This window comes from Roseivivax sp. GX 12232 (genome assembly GCF_021272185.1).
Lineage (GTDB): Bacteria > Pseudomonadota > Alphaproteobacteria > Rhodobacterales > Rhodobacteraceae > Roseivivax.
Window position 1 is genome coordinate 67,458 of record NZ_JAJSEC010000001.1, and the last position, 18,075, is coordinate 85,532.

General features: G+C 69.4%; 13 protein-coding genes. 3 read left to right on the forward strand and 10 right to left on the reverse strand.

Annotated features, from left to right (window positions below; genetic code table 11):
- Positions 1-6: 6 nt before the first annotated feature.
- On the reverse strand, positions 7-804 hold the full coding sequence (locus LR948_RS00295; protein ID WP_232751915.1) for a glycosyl transferase: 798 nt from the start codon (positions 802-804) through the stop codon (positions 7-9).
- Positions 805-959: 155 nt separating this feature from the next.
- On the opposite strand from LR948_RS00295, the gene LR948_RS00300 reads away from it, so the two are divergent.
- Entirely contained in the window at positions 960-1,241 is a 282-nt protein-coding gene (locus LR948_RS00300; RefSeq protein WP_232751916.1) for a hypothetical protein, read from the forward strand.
- A gap of 645 nt (positions 1,242-1,886) precedes the next feature.
- Here the strand turns inward: LR948_RS00300 and LR948_RS00305 are convergent.
- From LR948_RS00305 to LR948_RS00315, 3 genes are all read right to left on the reverse strand, one after another.
- Positions 1,887-3,185: a DUF3422 family protein gene (locus LR948_RS00305; protein WP_232751917.1), complete on the reverse strand. Its 1,299-nt coding sequence runs from the start codon at positions 3,183-3,185 to the stop codon at positions 1,887-1,889.
- 823 nt (positions 3,186-4,008) lie between these two features.
- Positions 4,009-5,442 (reverse strand): NAD(P)(+) transhydrogenase (Re/Si-specific) subunit beta, encoded by a 1,434-nt coding sequence (locus LR948_RS00310; RefSeq protein WP_232751918.1) that lies wholly within the window; start codon positions 5,440-5,442, stop codon positions 4,009-4,011.
- Between the two features lie 15 nt (positions 5,443-5,457).
- Positions 5,458-7,032: a Re/Si-specific NAD(P)(+) transhydrogenase subunit alpha gene (locus LR948_RS00315; RefSeq protein ID WP_232751919.1), complete on the reverse strand. Its 1,575-nt coding sequence runs from the start codon at positions 7,030-7,032 to the stop codon at positions 5,458-5,460.
- Positions 7,033-7,477: 445 nt separating this feature from the next.
- On the opposite strand from LR948_RS00315, the gene LR948_RS00320 reads away from it, so the two are divergent.
- Both LR948_RS00320 and LR948_RS00325 read left to right on the forward strand, forming a co-directional pair.
- Positions 7,478-8,230 (forward strand): SDR family NAD(P)-dependent oxidoreductase, encoded by a 753-nt coding sequence (locus LR948_RS00320; protein WP_232751920.1) that lies wholly within the window; start codon positions 7,478-7,480, stop codon positions 8,228-8,230.
- A gap of 202 nt (positions 8,231-8,432) precedes the next feature.
- Positions 8,433-11,006 carry a Hint domain-containing protein gene (locus LR948_RS00325; protein WP_232751921.1) on the forward strand — a complete coding sequence of 858 codons (2,574 nt, stop codon included), beginning with the start codon at positions 8,433-8,435 and terminating at the stop codon, positions 11,004-11,006.
- Between the two features lie 288 nt (positions 11,007-11,294).
- Here the strand turns inward: LR948_RS00325 and LR948_RS00330 are convergent, their stop codons facing one another.
- From LR948_RS00330 to LR948_RS00355, 6 genes are all read right to left on the reverse strand, one after another.
- Positions 11,295-12,071, reverse strand: coding sequence for a gamma-glutamyl-gamma-aminobutyrate hydrolase family protein (locus LR948_RS00330; protein ID WP_232751922.1), 777 nt, complete (start codon positions 12,069-12,071; stop codon positions 11,295-11,297).
- Between the two features lie 66 nt (positions 12,072-12,137).
- Positions 12,138-12,566 carry a heme-binding protein gene (locus tag LR948_RS00335; RefSeq protein ID WP_232751923.1) on the reverse strand — a complete coding sequence of 143 codons (429 nt, stop codon included), beginning with the start codon at positions 12,564-12,566 and terminating at the stop codon, positions 12,138-12,140.
- Between the two features lie 307 nt (positions 12,567-12,873).
- On the reverse strand, positions 12,874-15,015 hold the full coding sequence (locus LR948_RS00340) for a malate synthase G (protein WP_232751924.1): 2,142 nt from the start codon (positions 15,013-15,015) through the stop codon (positions 12,874-12,876).
- Between the two features lie 697 nt (positions 15,016-15,712).
- The gene (locus LR948_RS00345) at positions 15,713-16,243 is read right to left on the reverse strand and encodes an adenine phosphoribosyltransferase (protein WP_232751925.1); all 531 of its coding nucleotides are present in this window, start codon (positions 16,241-16,243) and stop codon (positions 15,713-15,715) included.
- A gap of 49 nt (positions 16,244-16,292) precedes the next feature.
- Positions 16,293-17,162, reverse strand: coding sequence for an S-methyl-5'-thioadenosine phosphorylase (locus LR948_RS00350; protein ID WP_232751926.1), 870 nt, complete (start codon positions 17,160-17,162; stop codon positions 16,293-16,295).
- 91 nt (positions 17,163-17,253) lie between these two features.
- Entirely contained in the window at positions 17,254-18,000 is a 747-nt protein-coding gene (locus LR948_RS00355) for an EcsC family protein (RefSeq protein WP_232751927.1), read from the reverse strand.
- Between the last annotated feature and the right edge of the window lie 75 nt (positions 18,001-18,075).

The window sequence follows — 18,075 nt, forward strand, 5'->3', positions numbered from 1 at the left end:
CGGCGCTCACGCCCAATCGGGGCCGAGATCCGCCGCCGCGCGGTCGATCCAATGCTCGCGCAGCCAGTCGCAGGGCTTGGAATAGCGGATCAGCGAGCCGCGGTAGCCCTCGATCGCCTCGTCCATCTTGGGATGGCCGTGGAAGCAGACGACGCGCGCCGCCTCGGGCAGGCGCGGGGCGTTCAGGTAATTGCCCGGGAAAGGGTTGCAGTCGTATTTGAACGAGACGACCCAGTCCTCGGGGATATATTCGAAGACCCCGCGGTCCATGGCCTTGTGGCTGGTGTAGCGCTGCTCCGAGCCGCGCGCGGCCTCGACCTCGGCATAGGGGTTTGCGGCGATCTCCTCGTAGAGAAAGCCGTGATGCGCCGGGTCGTAGCGGAAGACCGAGCCATGCCCGGTGGGCCTTCCCTTGCGCTTCTCGGTCCAGTCGTGGCGCATGGCGACCTTGCCGGGGGCGAGATCGAGCAGGGGATCGAGCGGCCCGGTGATCACCACGTCGAGATCGAAGCCGAGGATCGGGCCTTCGAGGTCCGGCACCAGCCCTTCGCGGAAGAGCGAGACCTTGCGCATGGCGCCCTGCCGGTTGGCCACCGCGAGCGCCCGGTCCATCTCGCCCCGGAAGGGTTCCTCGGGCAGCGGCAGCACCTCGATGTCGGGGTGCAGGCCCTCGGCGTGTTCGGTCATGCAGAGAAAGCGCACCGGCCGGTCGAGGTTGCGGCGCACCCCCGAGTAGAGCCGGTTCACGTATTCGGGCCCGAAGAGCGTGCCCCATTTGATGCAGGAGATGGTCGCGCGGCGCATGGCCGGGCTCTAGCAGGTGCGGCAAGCGGGGGGAAGATGGGTTGGTGGGGGGATGGGCGAGTGCGTGCGCTGGGGCGCGCGCCTTGACGACAGGCCCAATTTCAACCCAGAGCTTATATGGACCACCCCTCATCACCCGAGAAATCTGAGGTCACATGCTTCTGTTGAAAATGTCATTCTGGGGGACATTGGCTGGCAGCGTGATCCTTGTGGTGATGGCCGCCGCCTCCGCTCAATGGTCGCTTCTCGCATTGGCCTTCGGTGCCTTCGTCTCGGCCTCAGTGATTGCTGGGCTCGACCGGATCGTGGAGCTTCTGACGCCAGCTCAGGCTGACCAGCCAGAGGCTTCTGCGGTCGACTCCCAAGGCACGGTCGAGGCGAGTCCCACTGCTATCGACGCGCTAGAGAAACGGCTGGCGGCTGCGAAGCGGAGCTGACGGCGGGCGAGTGGACGGGCCGAGCGGATCGGGCTTCGGTCGAAGACGCCGAATGAGTGGATGCGGCGCAAATTTCCCCGCGAGGTCTTCTGCGCACCGCCAACCAACCGCGCGCAACCTGCGCCCGAACAGCACCGAAGGTGCCGGGCGCGCGCCGGACCGGCCCCTTGGGCCGGCGCTCCTTGGGGTGGCGTGCATAGCTCACAGTGAGCGATGACCTTGCTGCCATAAAGCGCCTCGCTCGAAGGGCAGCAGCGCCGGCCCCCGGTCCGGCGCGCGCCCTCTGGTGCGAGGGGTGAGAGGGGGACAGGGAGCTGCAGTGGGGATCGGGTTGCAGGGTGCGATCTTCCGGGGGCGTGGGCGGCTTCGCTAGAGGCGGCCTCGGTTCAGCGACGCGGGGGCGTTGCGCTTCCTGGCAGGTTTCAGGGCCTCGGTTCCGGGGTGTCGCCCCTCTTCTTAGGTTTCAGGGCCTCAGCTCCGGGGCACCAAGGCGTCGCGCCTGCTCGCAGGTGTCAGGGTCCCGGCGCGTCCTGCCCGGCGCCGCGCACTAGGGTGCACCCTGCCCCGCGGCACACCACCTTCACAGGTCCAACCACCCTCACAGAACCAACCGCCCTCACACCACCAACAACCGCACCCCGCCCCTCACAGCGACGGCCCCTGCTTCTCCATCTCCGTGCGGATCCGCCGGATCATCCACCAGACCGCGCCGACCACGGGCAGCACGGCGGCGGCGGTCAGCACGCCGCGGGAGACCCCGGCGAGCTCGGCGGCGGGATAAAGCAGATAGGCCACCAGCGAGACCGCGTAATAGCTGATCGCCACCACCGAGAGACCCTCGACCGTCTTTTGCAGCCGCAGCTGCATGTCGGCGCGCTGGTTCATCGATTCGAGCAGGTCCTGGTTCTGCGCCGAGCGCTGCACCTCGACCCGGGTGCGCAGGAGGTCCCCGGCCCGCATCGCCCGTTCCGCCATGGTGCCGAGCCGCCGCTCGGAGGATTTCACCGTCCGCATCGCCGGATCGTAGCGCCGGGTCATGAACTCCTCGAAGGTCTGCCGCCCGCGCCAGCGCTCCTCGCGCAGGACCTCGATGCGCTGGCCGACGATGGCCTCGTAGGCGCCGGTGGCCCCGAGCCGGAAGGAGGTCTGGGCCGAGAGGCTCTCGAGCTCGGCCGAAACCGCCAGAAGCGCCTTCAGCGTCTCCTCGGCCGGGCCCTCGCCATGGGTCATGGCCTCCATCAGCCGGGTCAGCTCGCTGTCGATCTCGCCCATGCGCGGGCTGATCGCCCGGACCCGGGTGAAGCCCAGCATGGACATCGACTTGTAGGTCTCGATCTCGGTCAGCCGCTGGACGATGCGGCCGACCCGGCGCTCGCCGACATGCGGCCGGGCGAAGACCGCGAAGCGCATGTGCCCCGAGGGGTCGATGCGGAAGTCGCCGGCGATCACCGCCTCGTCGTCGATCACCGAGGAAACCGCGAGGCTCTCGGGCACGAACCAATCGGCCAGTTCCTCCTCGAAGCCGTCGCCCTCGGGGCGCACGCAGCAGCGGATCAGGCAGGAGGTCACCCGCACCCCCGGCGCGGCATCGAGCCATTCGCTGGGGAAGACCTCGAAATCCGAGGGGTCATAGGGCCGCTCGCCCAGCCCCTCGAGGAAGACGGTATAGGTGACGAACTCGGTGTGCTGTTCCCATTTCAGCATGTGCCGCCCGATCCGGCCCTGGAAATGCGTGGCCCCGGGCTGGGGATGCGGCGCGCCGTAGCGGTCGAGCAGGTCGGTCAGATGCGCGAGATCGAGCGAGCGGTCCCGCGAGGCCGCGCCCCGGGGCTTCTTGATCGCCAGGAAGACCGCCCGGCAGGGCGGCGTCAGCGCGGGAAAGGGGCGCGCGTGCAGCTCGTTGGCGAGCTTGTAGCGCAGCGGATGATCCTGGATCGGCGGCATGGGCACTTCTTCTGACGGCTGGGTCTGAGTGTAAGGCTTAGTCCGCTCCGGTCGCGCAGCAAAGGTATTTTTTATTCATTTTCAATAGCTTGCGCGGATGCAACGGTATACAGCGGGGGTTGGGGTGGGTTTTCCTGCGTGATTTCAAGCGGTTGGGGTTGAGGGTAGCGCGGCGGGGTGTGTGCGCTGCGGCAATGGGTGGCGGGGGTGGTTCGGGTGTGGCGGTTGCTCTGGAGGGTGTGCCGGCGGTGGGTCGGCAGGGCTGGCGCGTGGCGGGTCGGCCTGCTGGCGCGTGTTGAAGACGGTCATGTGCCCGCTTTGGATGCGCTCACCACTTGGGGATCGATCACCTCCCCGCAGTGAGAGGGCGCGTCTCCCCCCCCTCCCCACTAGCCCCGACAGAGGGCGCGCGCCGGACCGGGGGCCGGCGCTGCCGACCTTTGAGCGAGGCGCTTTATCCACGCAAGGTCAGGACTAGGGCTGATCTATGCACGCCACTCCAATGAGCGCCGGCCCATCGGGCCGGTCCGGCGCGCGCCCGGCACCTTCGGTGCTGTTCGGGCGCAAGGAGGGGCGCGGCAGGATACGCGGGGTGTGGCACCCGCCGCGTTTCGGCCTTGGAGAAAACGAAAGAGGCGCCCCGGTGTCGCGGGGCGCCTCTTCTTTTTTCAATGCCGGTTGGCTTTGGGCGGGGTGCGGGCGTCTGGCGCCTGGCCGTTCTCAGGGCCTCCCAGCCCTCAGCGCCCACCAGACGCACCCCCAATCACCCACGCGCCGCCGACCCGCTTTCAACCGCCGGCCGGCGCCGCGCCACCTGCCCTCCTCAGCCGAGCTTGCTCAGAAGGTCGGTGATCGTCGCCTTCGCGTCACCGTAGAACATCCGCGTGTTGTCCTTGAAGAACAGCGGGTTCTCGATGCCCGAATAGCCCGTGCCCTGGCCGCGCTTGCAGACGAAGACGTTCTTCGCCTTCCAGACCTCGAGCACCGGCATCCCGGCGATCGGCGAGTTGGGATCGTCCTGCGCCGCCGGGTTCACGATGTCGTTCGAGCCGATCACGATGACCACGTCGGTGTCGGGGAAGTCGTCGTTGATCTCCTCCATCTCGAGCACGATGTCATAGGGCACCTTGGCCTCGGCCAGGAGCACGTTCATGTGCCCCGGCAGACGCCCGGCGACGGGGTGGATGGCGAAGCGCACCTCCTTGCCCTTGCCGCGCAGCGACTTGGTAAGGTCGGAGACCGCGTTCTGCGCCTGCGCCACCGCCATGCCGTAGCCCGGCACGATGACCACGCTGTCGGCCTCGTCGAGCGCCTGGGCCACGCCGTCGGCGTCGATCGCCACCTGTTCGCCCTCGACCGCCATCTGCTCGCCCGAGCTGCCGCCGAAGCCGCCCAGGATCACCGAGACGAAGCTGCGGTTCATGCCCTTGCACATGATGTAGGACAGGATCGCACCCGAGGAGCCGACCAGCGCGCCGACCACGATCAGAAGATCGTTGCCCAGCGAGAAGCCGATCGCCGCCGCGGCCCAGCCCGAGTAGGAGTTCAGCATCGAGACCACCACCGGCATGTCGGCGCCGCCGATGCCCATGATCAGGTGGTAGCCGATGAAGAAGGCCAGGAGCGCCATGATGAAGAGCGTCCAGGAGCCCGATCCGCCGAGGTAGAGCACCAGCATCAGGACCGAGCCGATCAGCGCGGCGAGGTTCAGAAGATGCCCGCCGGGCAGCTGCTTGGCGGCGCTGTCGACGCGGCCGGCGAGCTTGCCGTAGGCGATGATCGAGCCGGTGAAGGTCACCGCGCCGATCCAGATGCCGAGCGAGAGCTCGACCATCAGGATGCCGATCTCGACCGGGGTCTTCTTGGCGACGAGCTCGGCGAAATTGCCCTCGACGCCCTCACCCGCGGCCTTGGCCGCCTCGACCATGTTGATGGTGAAATCGGCGTTGAAGCCGACGAAGACCGCCGCGAGGCCGACCAGCGAATGCATCGCCGCGACCAGCTCGGGCATCTGCGTCATCTGCACCCGCGTGGCGAGCTGCCAGCCGATCACGCCGCCCATGGCGATCAGGATGACCGAGACCACCCAGAGGCCCGAGCCGGGCCCGATCAGCGTCGCGATCACCGCCAGCCCCATGCCGACGATGCCGTACCAGATGGCGCGTTTCGCGCTTTCCTGCCCGCTCAGACCGCCGAGCGAGAGGATGAAAAGAACCGCCGCGACCACATAGGCCGCCGTCGTGAATCCGAAGTCCATTGTCCTGCCTCCCGCTTACGATTTCTGGAACATGGCGAGCATGCGCCGGGTCACGAGGAAACCGCCGAAGATGTTGATCCCGGCCATGAAGACCGAGACGGCGGCGAGGAGGATCACCAGGAAGGAGCTCGATCCGATCTGCATCAGAGCCCCGAGAATGATGATCGAGGAGATCGCGTTGGTCACCGCCATGAGCGGCGTGTGCAGCGAATGGCTGACGCCCCAGATGACCTGGAAGCCGACGAAGACCGACAGGACGAAGACGATGAAATGCTGCATGAAGCTGGCCGGCGCGATCAGGCCCACCGAGAGGATCGCCGCGGCGCCGATGCCGAGCAGCGTGATCTGCTGGGTGGTCTGCTTCTTGAAGGCGGCCAGTTCCTCGGCGCGCTTCTCTTCTGGCGTCAGCTCCTTTTCCTTGGGCTTGGGCTTCTGCGCCGCGATCGCCTTGGTCTTGGGCGGCGGCGGCGGGAAGGTGACCTCCTTGCCATGCGCGATGGTCGCGCCGCGGATCACGTCGTCTTCCATGTCATGGTTGACCGTGCCGTCCTTCTCGGGCGTCAGATCGGTCATCATGTGCCGGATGTTGGTGGCGTAGAGCATCGAGCTCTGCTTGGCCATCCGGCTGGGGAAGTCGGTGTAGCCGATGATCGTCACGTCGTTGTCGGTGACGATCTTCTTGTCCTTCTGGGTGAGCTTGCAGTTGCCGCCCTTCTCAGCGGCGAGGTCGACGATCACCGAGCCGGGCTTCATCGCCTTGACCATGTCCTCGGTCCAGAGCTCGGGCGCCTCGCGGTTGGGGATCAGCGCCGTGGTGATGACGATGTCCACATCCGGGGCCAGCTCGCGGAACTTCGCCAGCTGCGCCTCGCGGAACTCCGGGCTCGAGGGCTTGGCGTAGCCGCCCGATTCCGCGCCGTCGGTCTGTTCCTCGTCGAAGTCGAGGTAGACGAACTCCGCGCCCATCGACTCGACCTGTTCGGCCACCTCGGGGCGGACGTCGAAGGCCAGGGTGATCGCGCCGAGCGAGGTCGAGGTGCCGATCGCGGCCAGACCCGCGACACCGGCGCCCACGACCAGCACCTTGGCCGGCGGCACCTTGCCCGCCGCCGTCACCTGGCCGGTGAAGAAGCGGCCGAAGTTGTTGCCGGCCTCGATCACCGCGCGGTAGCCCGCGATATTCGCCATCGAGGAGAGCGCGTCCATCTTCTGCGCGCGCGAGATGCGCGGCACCATGTCCATGGCGATGACCGAGGCGCCCTTGTCGGCGGCGGATTTCATCAGCTCTTCGTTCTGGCCGGGCCAGAAGAAGGAGATCAGGAGCTTGCTCTCGCTCAGGTGGCCGATCTCGGCCTCGCTGGGCGGCTGCACCTTGGCGACGACATCCGCGCCGCTCCACAGCGCCTCGGCGCTGGCCACGATCTCGACGCCGGCCTCTTCGTAGGTCGCATCGGGATAGCCGGCCTTCTCGCCGGCGCCGGTCTCGATGGCGCAGTCATAGCCGAGCTTCTGGAGCATCTTGGCGCTGTCGGGCGTCATCGCGACCCGCGCCTCGCCCTCCAACACCTCTTTTGGCGTACCAATCTTCACGGTCTCAAGTCCCCTTTCGGTCCGTCGTTCATGCGCATGTCAGCAGCCCCGCGATCCCCGAGCCCGGGGTCGCGCGTTGCTGCGCATTTGCAGACCGTAGAGCATAGCTTCACGCGGAGTTAAAGCCACCTGTTCGTTTGTTGCGCGCGAGCGAGGGATTGCGACATAAAACTGTCGCGGAAATGCGCAGGCCGGGCATGGGTGTTTCACGGGCGGCGCGCGGCGGGGTGGATCGGCGGTTTGCGCGGCACGGGCCGAAGCCGCGATTTCACACGCTTTTCCAAAGGCTTGCCCCTGCGTCAGCCGACCGCTCGCGCGGCACGTCCCCCGCCCCGCACCCTGCCCCGGCGCGCCCGACCGCTGACGCCGCGTCGACCGAGGCGCCGCCTCTTGTGGCCCCCGTGCGGCTCACCCTAGGCTCGCGGCAATCGAGAGGAGGACGTCCATGCATCTTCAGGGCAAACACGCGCTTGTCACCGGCGGCGGCACCGGCATCGGGCTGGCCATCGCCCAGGCCCTGGCCGAGGCCGGGGCCGAGGTCACCATCACCGGCCGCCGCGAGGCCCCGCTGCGCGCCGCCGAGGGCCCGCGCATCGCCGGCCAGGTCATGGATGTCTCCGAGGAGACCTCGGTCGAGGAGGGCGTCGCCGCTGCCGTGGCCGCGCGCGGGCCGGTGCAGATCTGCGTCGCCAATGCCGGCATCGCCGAGGGCCGCGCCCTGCACAAGACCGACCTCGCCTTCTGGCGGCAGATGATGGGCATCAACCTCGACGGCTGTTTCCTGACCATCCGCGCCTGCCTCGCCTCGATGCGCCAGACCGACTGGGGCCGGGTCATCGCGGTCTCCTCCATCGCGGGCATCCGCGGGCTGAAGGGCGCCCCGGCCTATTCGGCCTCGAAACACGGGATGGTGGGGCTGATGCGCGGGCTGGCCGCCGATTACGCGGGCAAGCCGATCACCTTCAACGCGCTCTGCCCGGCCTATGTCGACACCAATATCGTCTCCTCCAACGTCGAGAAGATCATGCAGCGCACCGGCATGTCCCAGGAGGACGCGACCCAGGCCATGGTCGGTGTGAACCCGCATGGGCGGCTGATCACCCCCGCCGAGGTCGCCGAGGCGGCGCTGTTCCTCTGCGGGCCGAACTCGGGCAGCATGAACGGCCAGGCGCTGCAGGTCGCGGGCGGCGAGATGTGAGCGGGGGCGGGCACAAGAAGTTGCCCCATTTAACCCCAAGTTAGGCCATCCCGGCCTTCTATGGCGAAAGTCCCGGCGCCGGGCATGTCTCCGGCGGCGGGGGCGTGCCCGCGACCCGCGGCGCGCCACGGGTGCAAACATAGCGCGGCGGGCCCTGACGGGGCCTTTCCCCCCGCGCCTTTTCGACCGGAGTTGCTGATCGATGCCCAGCTACGACGTGCGCTTCTACACGATCAACGCCTTCGGAACCGTGCCCACCGGCCGGGGGTCGAGCTTTACCTGGAACGGGCCCGCCACGCCCGAGGGCCGCGCCCGCATCACCGACGAGGAATCGGGCATCGAGGGGCGCACCCTCGACGACGATTCCGCGGGCTCGGAAAGCGCGCGCGCCGATGTGCAGACCCCTTCGGGCAGCTCCAGCGGCAGCCGCGTCGACGCCGAGGCCGTCTGGACGGTGATCGACACCGTCACCGGCGAAAGCTTCCAGATCGTCGCCTTCGACGTCGAACAGGGCAGCGCCGCGGGCGACTACATGCTGAGCGAGGTGCCCCTGGTCCAGGGCCGCAGCTACCGGGTCGAAAGCTACGACAGCAACCCCAACGCCGCCTCGGGCGACGCCGCCTTCAGCTACGCCGATTACACCGAGGAAAACGGCGTCGTCGAAGGCACCGAGGGCGGCGATGTGATCGACGCCTCCTACCGCGACTACGGCGGAGAGGGCATCGACCATGGCGCCTCGCCCGACGATTCGATCCTGGGCTTCGGCGGCGACGACACGATCTACGGCGGCGCGGGCGGCGACACGATCGACGGCGGCAGCGGCGCGGATGTGATCTACGGCGGCAGCGGCAAAAGCGACGGCGGCCCCGCGCCCGAGCGCCTCTCCGAGATGCTGCGCTGGAACGAGCAAGGCGGCAGCGGCACCAATGTCGCGGGCGGCTTCACCCAGAACACCGGCGCGGTCGATGTCTCGCTCTCCTTCCGCAGCGACGGCAACAACGACCCGAGCTTCCTGATCGACAACGGCACCACGCAATACGGCGGGCCCGAGGATTTCGCCGCCAATTCCTCGCTCCGGCTCTACGGGCGCGGCGACGGGGAGACCTCGACCTCGACGATCTCCTTCTCCTCGGCGCGCGACGGCTATGCCGACACGGTCGAGAATGTCTCCTTCCGGATCAACGACATCGACTGGGGCCGCGACAACCACACCGATATCGTCACGGTCAACGCCTATGACGCGGCCGGCAATCCCATCGACGTGGTGCTGACGCCCGGCGGCGGCGACCGGGTGGACGGCAACACCGTGACCGCCAATACCGTCGCCAACAGCGCCGCCCAGGCCGACGGCTCGGTGCTGGTGGAAGTGGCCGGGCCGGTCGCCTCGATCGAGGTCAGCTATGCCAACGGCCAGGGCAACACCCAGGCGATCTGGCTCACCGACATGCGCTTCGACGCGGTTCCCGTCGAGGATGGCGGCGACCTGATCTCGGGCGGCACCGGCGCCGACCGGATCTTCGGCGAGGCGGGCGACGACACGATCTCCGGCGGTGCCGATGGCGACACGATCGAGGGCGGGACCGGCAGTGACAGCCTCGCGGGCGACGGCGGAGCGGACAGCCTTTCCGGCGGCGACGGGGCCGATACGCTCTCGGGCGGTGACGGCGGCGACACGCTGGCAGGCGGCGCCGGGGCGGACAGCCTCGACGGCGGCGCGGGCGCGGATGCCCTCGACGGCGGCGGCGGCGCGGATACGCTCTCGGGTGGCGCGGGCGATGACACACTCGCAGGAGGCGCGGAGGCCGACCGCCTCGACGGCGGCGAGGGCGACGACAGCCTCTCGGGCGGCACCGGCTCCGACACGCTTTCGGGTGGCGCGGGCGCCGACGATCTGACCGCCGCCCAGGGCGATCAGGTCTCGGGCGGCGCCGGCGACGACCGGATTTCGCTCGCCGATCTGAACGAGGACGGCCGCGGCGAGATTTCCATCGACGGCGGCACCGAGGACCAGCGCGCGGGCGACACGCTCGACCTCGCAGGCCTCGCCGACCGCAGCACCCTGCGCTTCACCACCGACGAGACCACCGGCGAAAGCACCGGCAGCGTCCAGATGCGCGACGGCACCACGGTCAAGTTCCGCAACATCGACCGGATCGTCTGTTTCACCCCCGGCACGCTGATCCGCACCGCCGCGGGCTGGCGCCGGGTCGAGGTGCTGGAGCCGGGCGACCTGCTCGAGACCCGCGACCGGGGCCTCGCGCCGCTGCGCTGGGTCGGCCGCGAGCGCGTCACCGGCCAGGGCGCCACCGCCCCGGTCGAGATCCCGGCGGGCGCCCTGCCCGGCCTCCGCCGCCTGATCCGGGTCTCGCCGCAGCACCGCTTCGTGCTGGGCGGCAAGGCGGCCGAGCTGCTTTTCGGCACGCGCGAGGTTTTCGTGACGGCGCTGCATCTCGCCGGCTGGCGCGGCATCCGGCAGCGCGCCTGCCGCCGGGTCGACTATTTCCACCTGGCGCTTGACCGTCACGAGGTGATCTTCGCCGAGGGCGTCCCGACCGAGAGCTTCTTCCTCGGCCCGACGGGCCTTGCCACCCTGCGGCCCGAGACCCGCAAGAGCCTGCAAGCCGCCCTGCCCGCGCTGGTCCATCATCCGCAGGACTTCGGCGAGACCGCCCGCCCCTGCCTGCGCGCCCATGAGACCCGCGCGCTTCTGCGCGCGCTCGACGGAGAGGTGACGGAGGGCGCTTCCAGGCGTCGGAGCCCTCAGCCCGTGGGGTGATTGCAGGTCGAGCCCTCTCCGGGGGGGGCTCACGCCCAAGCTAAAGGCACAGGGACGGGCTCAAGCCCAGGCACAGCACAGGCACAGGCACAGGCACAGGCACAGGCACAGGAAAACTGCCCCGCTCCCGGTCGGCGCACCATCCAAATTCTCGGAAAATCGACGCCAGCCGGCCCCGCCAGTCACGCCGGGCCGTGCAGCCTCACATGGCACCTGTCCTCAACCAGAGCCGCAGCGCCCCGTGTGCTACACCCACCGCTCAATCCGACCGGCGCAGCGCCCCGCCCCTCAGGCCGAGACCCGCAGCCCGGCCCGGCGCGAGGCCGCCCAGTCGCGCGCCGCGGCCCCGAAGGCGCGGAAGAGCGGCCGCGAGACAGGATCGTTGCAGGCATCCCACTCCGGGTGCCATTGCACCGCCAGGGTGAAGCCCGAGGCGCCCTCGATATAGGTGGCCTCCGGCGTGCCGTCCGGCGCATGGCCGTCGATCCGCACCCGGTGGCCGGGCGTCTTGATGCCCTGGCCGTGCAGCGTGTTGGTCATCACCTCGCGCGCGCCCAGCACCCGGTGGAAAGGCCCACCCTCGGTGAAGGTCACCTTGTGGCGCAGGGCGAACTTCTCTTCCAGCGTGCCGTCGGGCGGCATCCGGTGGTTCATCCGCCCCGGAAGGTCGCGGATCTCGGGGTAGAGCGTGCCGCCCATGGCGACATTGACCTCCTGGAAGCCCCGGCAGACGCCGAAGACCGGCTGGCCGCGCTCCACGCAGGCGCGCACGAGCGGCAGCGCGATGGCGTCGCGATCGCGGTCGAAGGCGCCATGGGCCTCGGTCGGCTCCTCGCCGTATTCCTCGGGATGCACGTTGGGCCGCCCGCCGGTCAGAAGGAAGCCGTCGCAGGCCTCCAAGAGCTCGGGCACGGTCACCACCCGCGGATCGGCCGGGATCAAGAGAGGCAGCGCCTCGGCGACCTGCGCCACCGCCTCGGAGTTCATCGACCCGCCGGCATGGGCGGGATACTCATCGTTGATGAGGTGGTGGTTGGTGATAATCCCGACGACCGGACGGGTCATGGCGGCCTCTTTTTCCAGCGTGCTCCGCAGATATCTAGGTCAAAGCGGCGCCGAGGTGAAGCCCGCTCAGACCTTGGGCACCAGCCCCGCGGCCTCGATGCCCGCCGCGCCGGCCTTGGCGTCGTTGTCCGAGGTATCGCCGGTCACGCCGACGCTGCCGAGCGTCCGGCCCCGGCTGTCCTGGACCAGGATGCCGCCCGGCACCGGCACCAGCGCGCCGCCCAGCGCGCCATTGGCGCAGGCGATGAAATAGGCCTGGTCTTCGGCCCGCTGCATCTGCGCCGAACCCGGCATGCCCAGCATGACCGCGCCATAGGCCTTGCCATGGGCGATCTGGTAGCGCCCCGGGCTCGCGCCGTCGCCGCGCTCGAAGGCGATAGGGTTGCCGCCGGCGTCGAGCACGATGACCGACAGCGGCTTCATCCCCGCCTCCTTGCCGTGCTCGAGGGTCTTGCGGATGATGGTGCGCGCGCGGCGCAGCGAAATCTCGGCCATTCAGAAAATCCTTTCCTCTCCTGTCACGTCGTCAGTTGAAACCGGCCCCGGGACCGAAGCGCCCCCGCCCCTGGCATGACCGGGCCCCAAATACTCCGGGAGCGCGAGGGCAGCGCCCTCGCTCCGGTCGGCCCGGCCGCAAGGCCGGGGCGATCGGACCCTCCCGACCCAAGCCACCGTGCCCAGACCAAGCCCCCCGAAGCGCCCCGCCCCTCGCATGACCGGGCCCAAAATACTCCGGGAGCGCGAGGGCAGCGCCCTCGCCCGGGCCGGCCGCACAGGCCGGACCGGACCCAAAGCCAAAACCTCAGCCCGCCGCCTTAAGCTCCAGGCGGCGACGGTGCAGCACCGGCTCGGTGTAGCCCGAAGGCTGGGCGCGGCCCTCGAAGACCAGCTCGCAGGCCGCCTGGAAGGCGATGCCGTCGAAGCCCGGGCCCATCGCGCGATAGGCCGGGTCATCGGCGTTCTGCACGTCGACCACCTCGGCCATGCGCTGCATGACGCCCATGACCTCGTCTTTCGAGACCACCCCGTGATGCAGCCAGTTGGCGATATGCTGGGCCGAGATCCGGCAGGTCGCGCGGTCCTCCATGAGGCCCACGTTCTCGATGTCGGGCACCTTGGAGCAGCCGACGCCCTGGTCGACCCAGCGCACCACGTAGCCCAGGATGCCCTGGGCGTTGTTCTCGATCTCGCGGGTCACGGCGTCGGCGTCCCAGTTGCGCCCCTCGGCGACCGGGATGGTCAGGAGCGGCTCGAGCCCCGCGCGCGGCCCGCCCTGGGCGATCTCGTCCTGGCGGGCGGCCACGTCGACCTGGTGGTAATGCGTCGCATGCAGCGTCGCCGCCGTCGGCGAGGGCACCCAGGCGCAGGTCGCGCCGGACTTGGGGTGGCCCACCTTCTGCTCGAGCATGGCCGCCATGCGGTCGGGCATGGCCCACATGCCCTTGCCGATCTGCGCCCGGCCGCGCAGCCCGCAGGCGAGGCCGATGTCGACGTTGCGGTCCTCGTAGGCGGCGATCCAGTCGGTGCCCTTCATCTCGCCCTTGGGCACCATGGGGCCGGCTTCCATGGCGGTGTGGATCTCGTCGCCGGTGCGGTCGAGGAAGCCGGTGTTGATGAAGGCCACGCGCTTGCGCGCGGCGCGGATGCATTCCTTGAGGTTGGCCGAGGTGCGGCGCTCCTCGTCCATGATGCCGAGCTTCACGGTGTTGGGCGCGATGCCCAGCGCCGCCTCGACTTCCGAGAAGACCTTGTCGGCAAAGGCCACTTCGGCGGGCCCGTGCATCTTCGGCTTGACCACATAGACCGAGCCTGCGCGGGAATTGCCGCGACCGGCGTCCTGCAGGTCGTGCTTGGCGATGAGCGTGGTGACCATGGCGTCCATCAGGCCCTCGAAGACCTCGGCGCCCTCGGCATCGAGGATCGCGGGGCTGGTCATCAGGTGGCCGACGTTGCGCACCAGCATGAGCGCCCGGCCCGGCACGGTCAGGGTGCCGCCGTCGGGCGCCTGGTAGTCGCGGTCCTCGGCGAGGCGCCGGGTCACGGTCTTGCCGCCCTTCTCGAAGCTCTCCTCGAGGTCGCGCTTCATCAGCCCCAGCCAGTTGCCATAGGCCAGGGTCTTGTCGGGCCCGTCGACGCAGGCGACCGAATCCTCGCAGTCCATGATCGCCGAGACGGCGCTTTCGAGCTCCACGTCGGCGAGGTTCGCCGGGTCGGTGCTGCCGATCTGGTGGTCGGGGTCGATCACCAGTTCGATCTTCAGCCCGTTGTGCTCGAGCAGGTGGCGCGTCGCGCCGCCGGTCTCGCGGCTGCCGCGATAGGCGGCGGGTTCGGCCAGCGGGCCCTTGTCGGTCACCAGCGCGCCGCCCTCGATGCGGTAGGCGGTGACATCCCCATGCGAGCCCTGGGCCAGCGGCACCGCGCGGTCGAGGAAGTCCTTGGCCCAGGCGATCACCCGCGCGCCGCGCTTCGGGTCATAGCCGCCGCCCTCGGGCAGGTCGCCCAGCGCGTCGGTGCCGTAGAGCGCGTCATAGAGCGAGCCCCAGCGCGCGTTGGCGGCATTGAGCGCGAAGCGCGCGTTGGTGATCGGCACCACCAGCTGCGGGCCCGCGATGGTGGCGATCTCGGGATCGGTATCGGCGGTCTCGATCTGGAAGTCATCGCCCTCCTCCACGAGGTAGCCGATCTCGCGCAGGAAGGATTCGTAGACTGCGGGGTCCGAGATCGTCCCGGGGTGCTCGCGGTGCCAGGCGTCGAGCTTGGCCTGCGTCTCCTCGCGCTCGGCCAGGAGCCGGCGGTTCTCCGGCGTCATCTCGGCCAGAAGGGCGGCAAAGCGGGTCCAGAAGTCCTCGGGCGCGATGCCTGTGCCCGGCAGGGCCTTTGTCTCGATGAAGTCGCAGAGCCCCTTTTCGACCTGCAATCCCTGCCGCTCGCTGCGCTCGACCATTCCGTGCCTCCCGGTTTCCTAGATTCGGCGCAGAACCTAGCAAGAGGTTTCCGATAGGCAACATGCGTTTCTTGGGAGGAGGGGTGGTGTGGGGGGCGGCGGGTCGTTTTGCGTGGTGTGCCGGGTGGGCTAAGGAGGGTCGATGCGGTTTTCTGCGGAATGAGGGGTCTGGGGAATGAGGGTTCTGGGGAATTTCTGCGAATGGGCGGGTTCGATCGCTCCGCGGCGGCATGGGCTTGGGACGGCTGTCGGGCCGACGGGCGTGGGTTCGGCTCGCTGCTCAAGCCAAGACGGCGCCCGGCCCCGCTCCACGCAAGAGACACCCCGGCACCGGAGCGCCCAAGCCCCGCCACAACAAGCGCCCAAGCTCACTTGCCCGACACCAACCGCGCCACAAGCCCCTCTCCCGCCGCAACCTCACGCAACGGAGGGCGCGCGCCGGACCGGGGGCCGGCGCTGCTGACATCTGAGCTGCGCGCTTTATGGCAGCAAGGTCTGGACTAGGGGTAAGTTAGGCGCACCACCCCAAGGAGCGCCGGCCCAAGGGGCCGGTCCGGCGCGCGCCCGGCATCTTCGATGCTATTCGGGCGCAAGTTGGGCGTGGGTGGTTGGTGGGTGGGCGTTACCCCGGCCGATCAGGCGCCGCGCCTCTGCATGATCGGGCAGGCAATCTCGGCCCAGTGCGCCCCTCCAAACTTCACTCCCCCGCATAGGCACAAAGCGCATGCACCTCCATGCCCAGCGCTTCGAGCCGGGCGCGGCCGCCGAGGTCGGGCAGATCCACGATGAAGGCGCAGCCGATGACCTCGGCCCCGAGCCGCTCGCAGAGCTTGATCCCGGCCTCCGCCGTGCCGCCGGTCGCCAGGAGGTCGTCGACGATCAGCACCTTCTCGCCGGGGCTCAGCGCGTCGTCATGCACTTCGACCACCGCCTCGCCGTATTCCAGCGTGTAGCTCTCCGAGATCACCCGCCCCGGCAGTTTGCCCTTCTTGCGCACCGGCACGAAGCCGGTCGAGAGCTGATGCGCCACCGCGCCGCCGAGGATGAAGCCCCGCGCCTCGAGGCCCACCACCTTGTCGAAGCGCAGCCCCGCATAGGGATGCAGGAGCTGGTCGATCGCCATGCGAAAGCCGCGCGGGTCGGCAAACAGCGTGGTGACATCGCGGAACATGATGCCTTCATGGGGAAAATCCGCGATCGTGCGGATGTAGTCTTCGACCTTGGTCATCGGGATCGGGCCTCTTCGAGGGTCGCTGGGTCAGGGAAAATTCAAGGGCTCAGAGCACGCGCCCGGCCACCGCGTCGAGCTTGGCCAGAAGCGCGGGGTCGCGGGCCTCGGGGGCGGTCAGGATGGCGTGGTCGAGCGCATGGTCGCAGCCCTCGGGACAGGGCGCGGGCCGCTCAGAGAGCCGCCCCGGCAGCGCCTTGACCAGCGCGCGGGCATTGGCGGCATTGGCCTTCAGCACCTTGACCACCTCGGCGACCGAGACCGCTCCGTGCCCGGGGTGCCAGCAGTCGTAATCGGTGACCATGGCGACCGAGGCGTAGCAGATCTCGGCCTCACGGGCGAGCTTGGCCTCGGGCAGATTGGTCATGCCGATGACATCGGCGCCCCAGGCCTCGCGGTAGAGCCGGCTCTCGGCATAGGTCGAGAACTGCGGCCCCTCCATGGCGAGATAGGTGCCGCCGTCATGCACGGTGACGCCCGCCGCGCGGGCGGCCCCGGCGGCGGCCGCGGAAAGCCGCGCGCAGGTCGGATGGGCGAAGGAGACATGCGCCACGCAGCCCGAGCCGAAGAAGGAGTTCACCCGCGCGAAGGTCCGGTCGATGAACTGCTCGACCACGACGAAATCGCCCGGGCGCATTTCCTCGCGGAAGGAGCCGCAGGCCGAGACCGAGACGAGGTCGGTCACCCCCAGCCGCTTCAGCGCGTCGATATTGGCGCGGTAGGGCACATCGGTCGGCGCATGCACATGGCCCCGCCCGTGGCGCGGCAGAAAGGCCATGGGCTGGCCCTGAAGCGTGCCGGTGAGGATCCGGTCCGAGGTCGGCCCCCAGGGGGTCTCGACCTGCACCCAGTCGGCATCTTCCAGGCCGTCGATCTCGTAGACGCCCGATCCGCCAATGATTCCAAGCCGTTCGACCAAATGCGCCTCCCCCTGCACACGCCGGGCACATGGAAGCAGCTTGCCCGCGCTTTGGCAATGCCGGCGCGGGACGGCGGGGCCCGGGGGCGGCCTATCTGCCGATGCGCCGGCGCAATTCGCCCACAAGTTCGGCGCGGTCGCGCCCGCTGCGCTCGGAAAGCGCCTTCAGCCCGAAATGCACATGCGCCATTTCCTGGTAGTAGCTCGTGTAGGCGTAGTTGGTGGCCGCCCCCGCCGCGGCGCCGAGCACCGGCACGGTCTGTGCGGCGAGCTTCTGGCCCAGCACGGTGGCGAGCCGCGGCGCGACCCGGGCGATGATCCCGTGCACCGTGGCGCCGGTCAGCGTGACCCGGGCCGAGAGGAAGGCCATGTCGGCGCCGTCGTCGGCCTCGAGCGGGCCTGCCGAGCCGAAAACCAGGAGGCACTCCTTGCGGATCTCGGGCGCGTCGGGGTCGAAGCCGTGTTCGGTGGCGATGCCCTGGATCGCACGCAGAAGCACCGTGGTGGTGACCGGCAGTTCCGCCAGCGCCGTCGGCAGCCCGCCCGCGCCGCCCGCGGCCCCCATGGCGGTGGTCAGCGCGGTGTTGAGCCAGCCTTGCTGGTCCGGCAGATGCGTCCGCGAGCGCGCCGCCGCCTGCAGCGCGGTCTCGAGCGCGCGTTCGGTGGCGCCTTCGAGCCGGTCCTTCACCCGGTCCGGCAGGCGCTCGATCAGGTTCTCGGCCAGGCTGCCGAGGATGTTGAGGAGCTGCAGCCCCACCCCGCCCGCGCGCCGGTGCCGCCGCGCCAGCGCGTCGAGATCGGCGGAGAGGTCGGCGGGCACGAGGTCGGTGGTGGTCATGGGCAAAAGATCGGCGCGGTCGGGCGGGGTTTCAAGGCGGCTGGGCGGGGTTGAGCGGTGAGGCGCGGGTTGGGG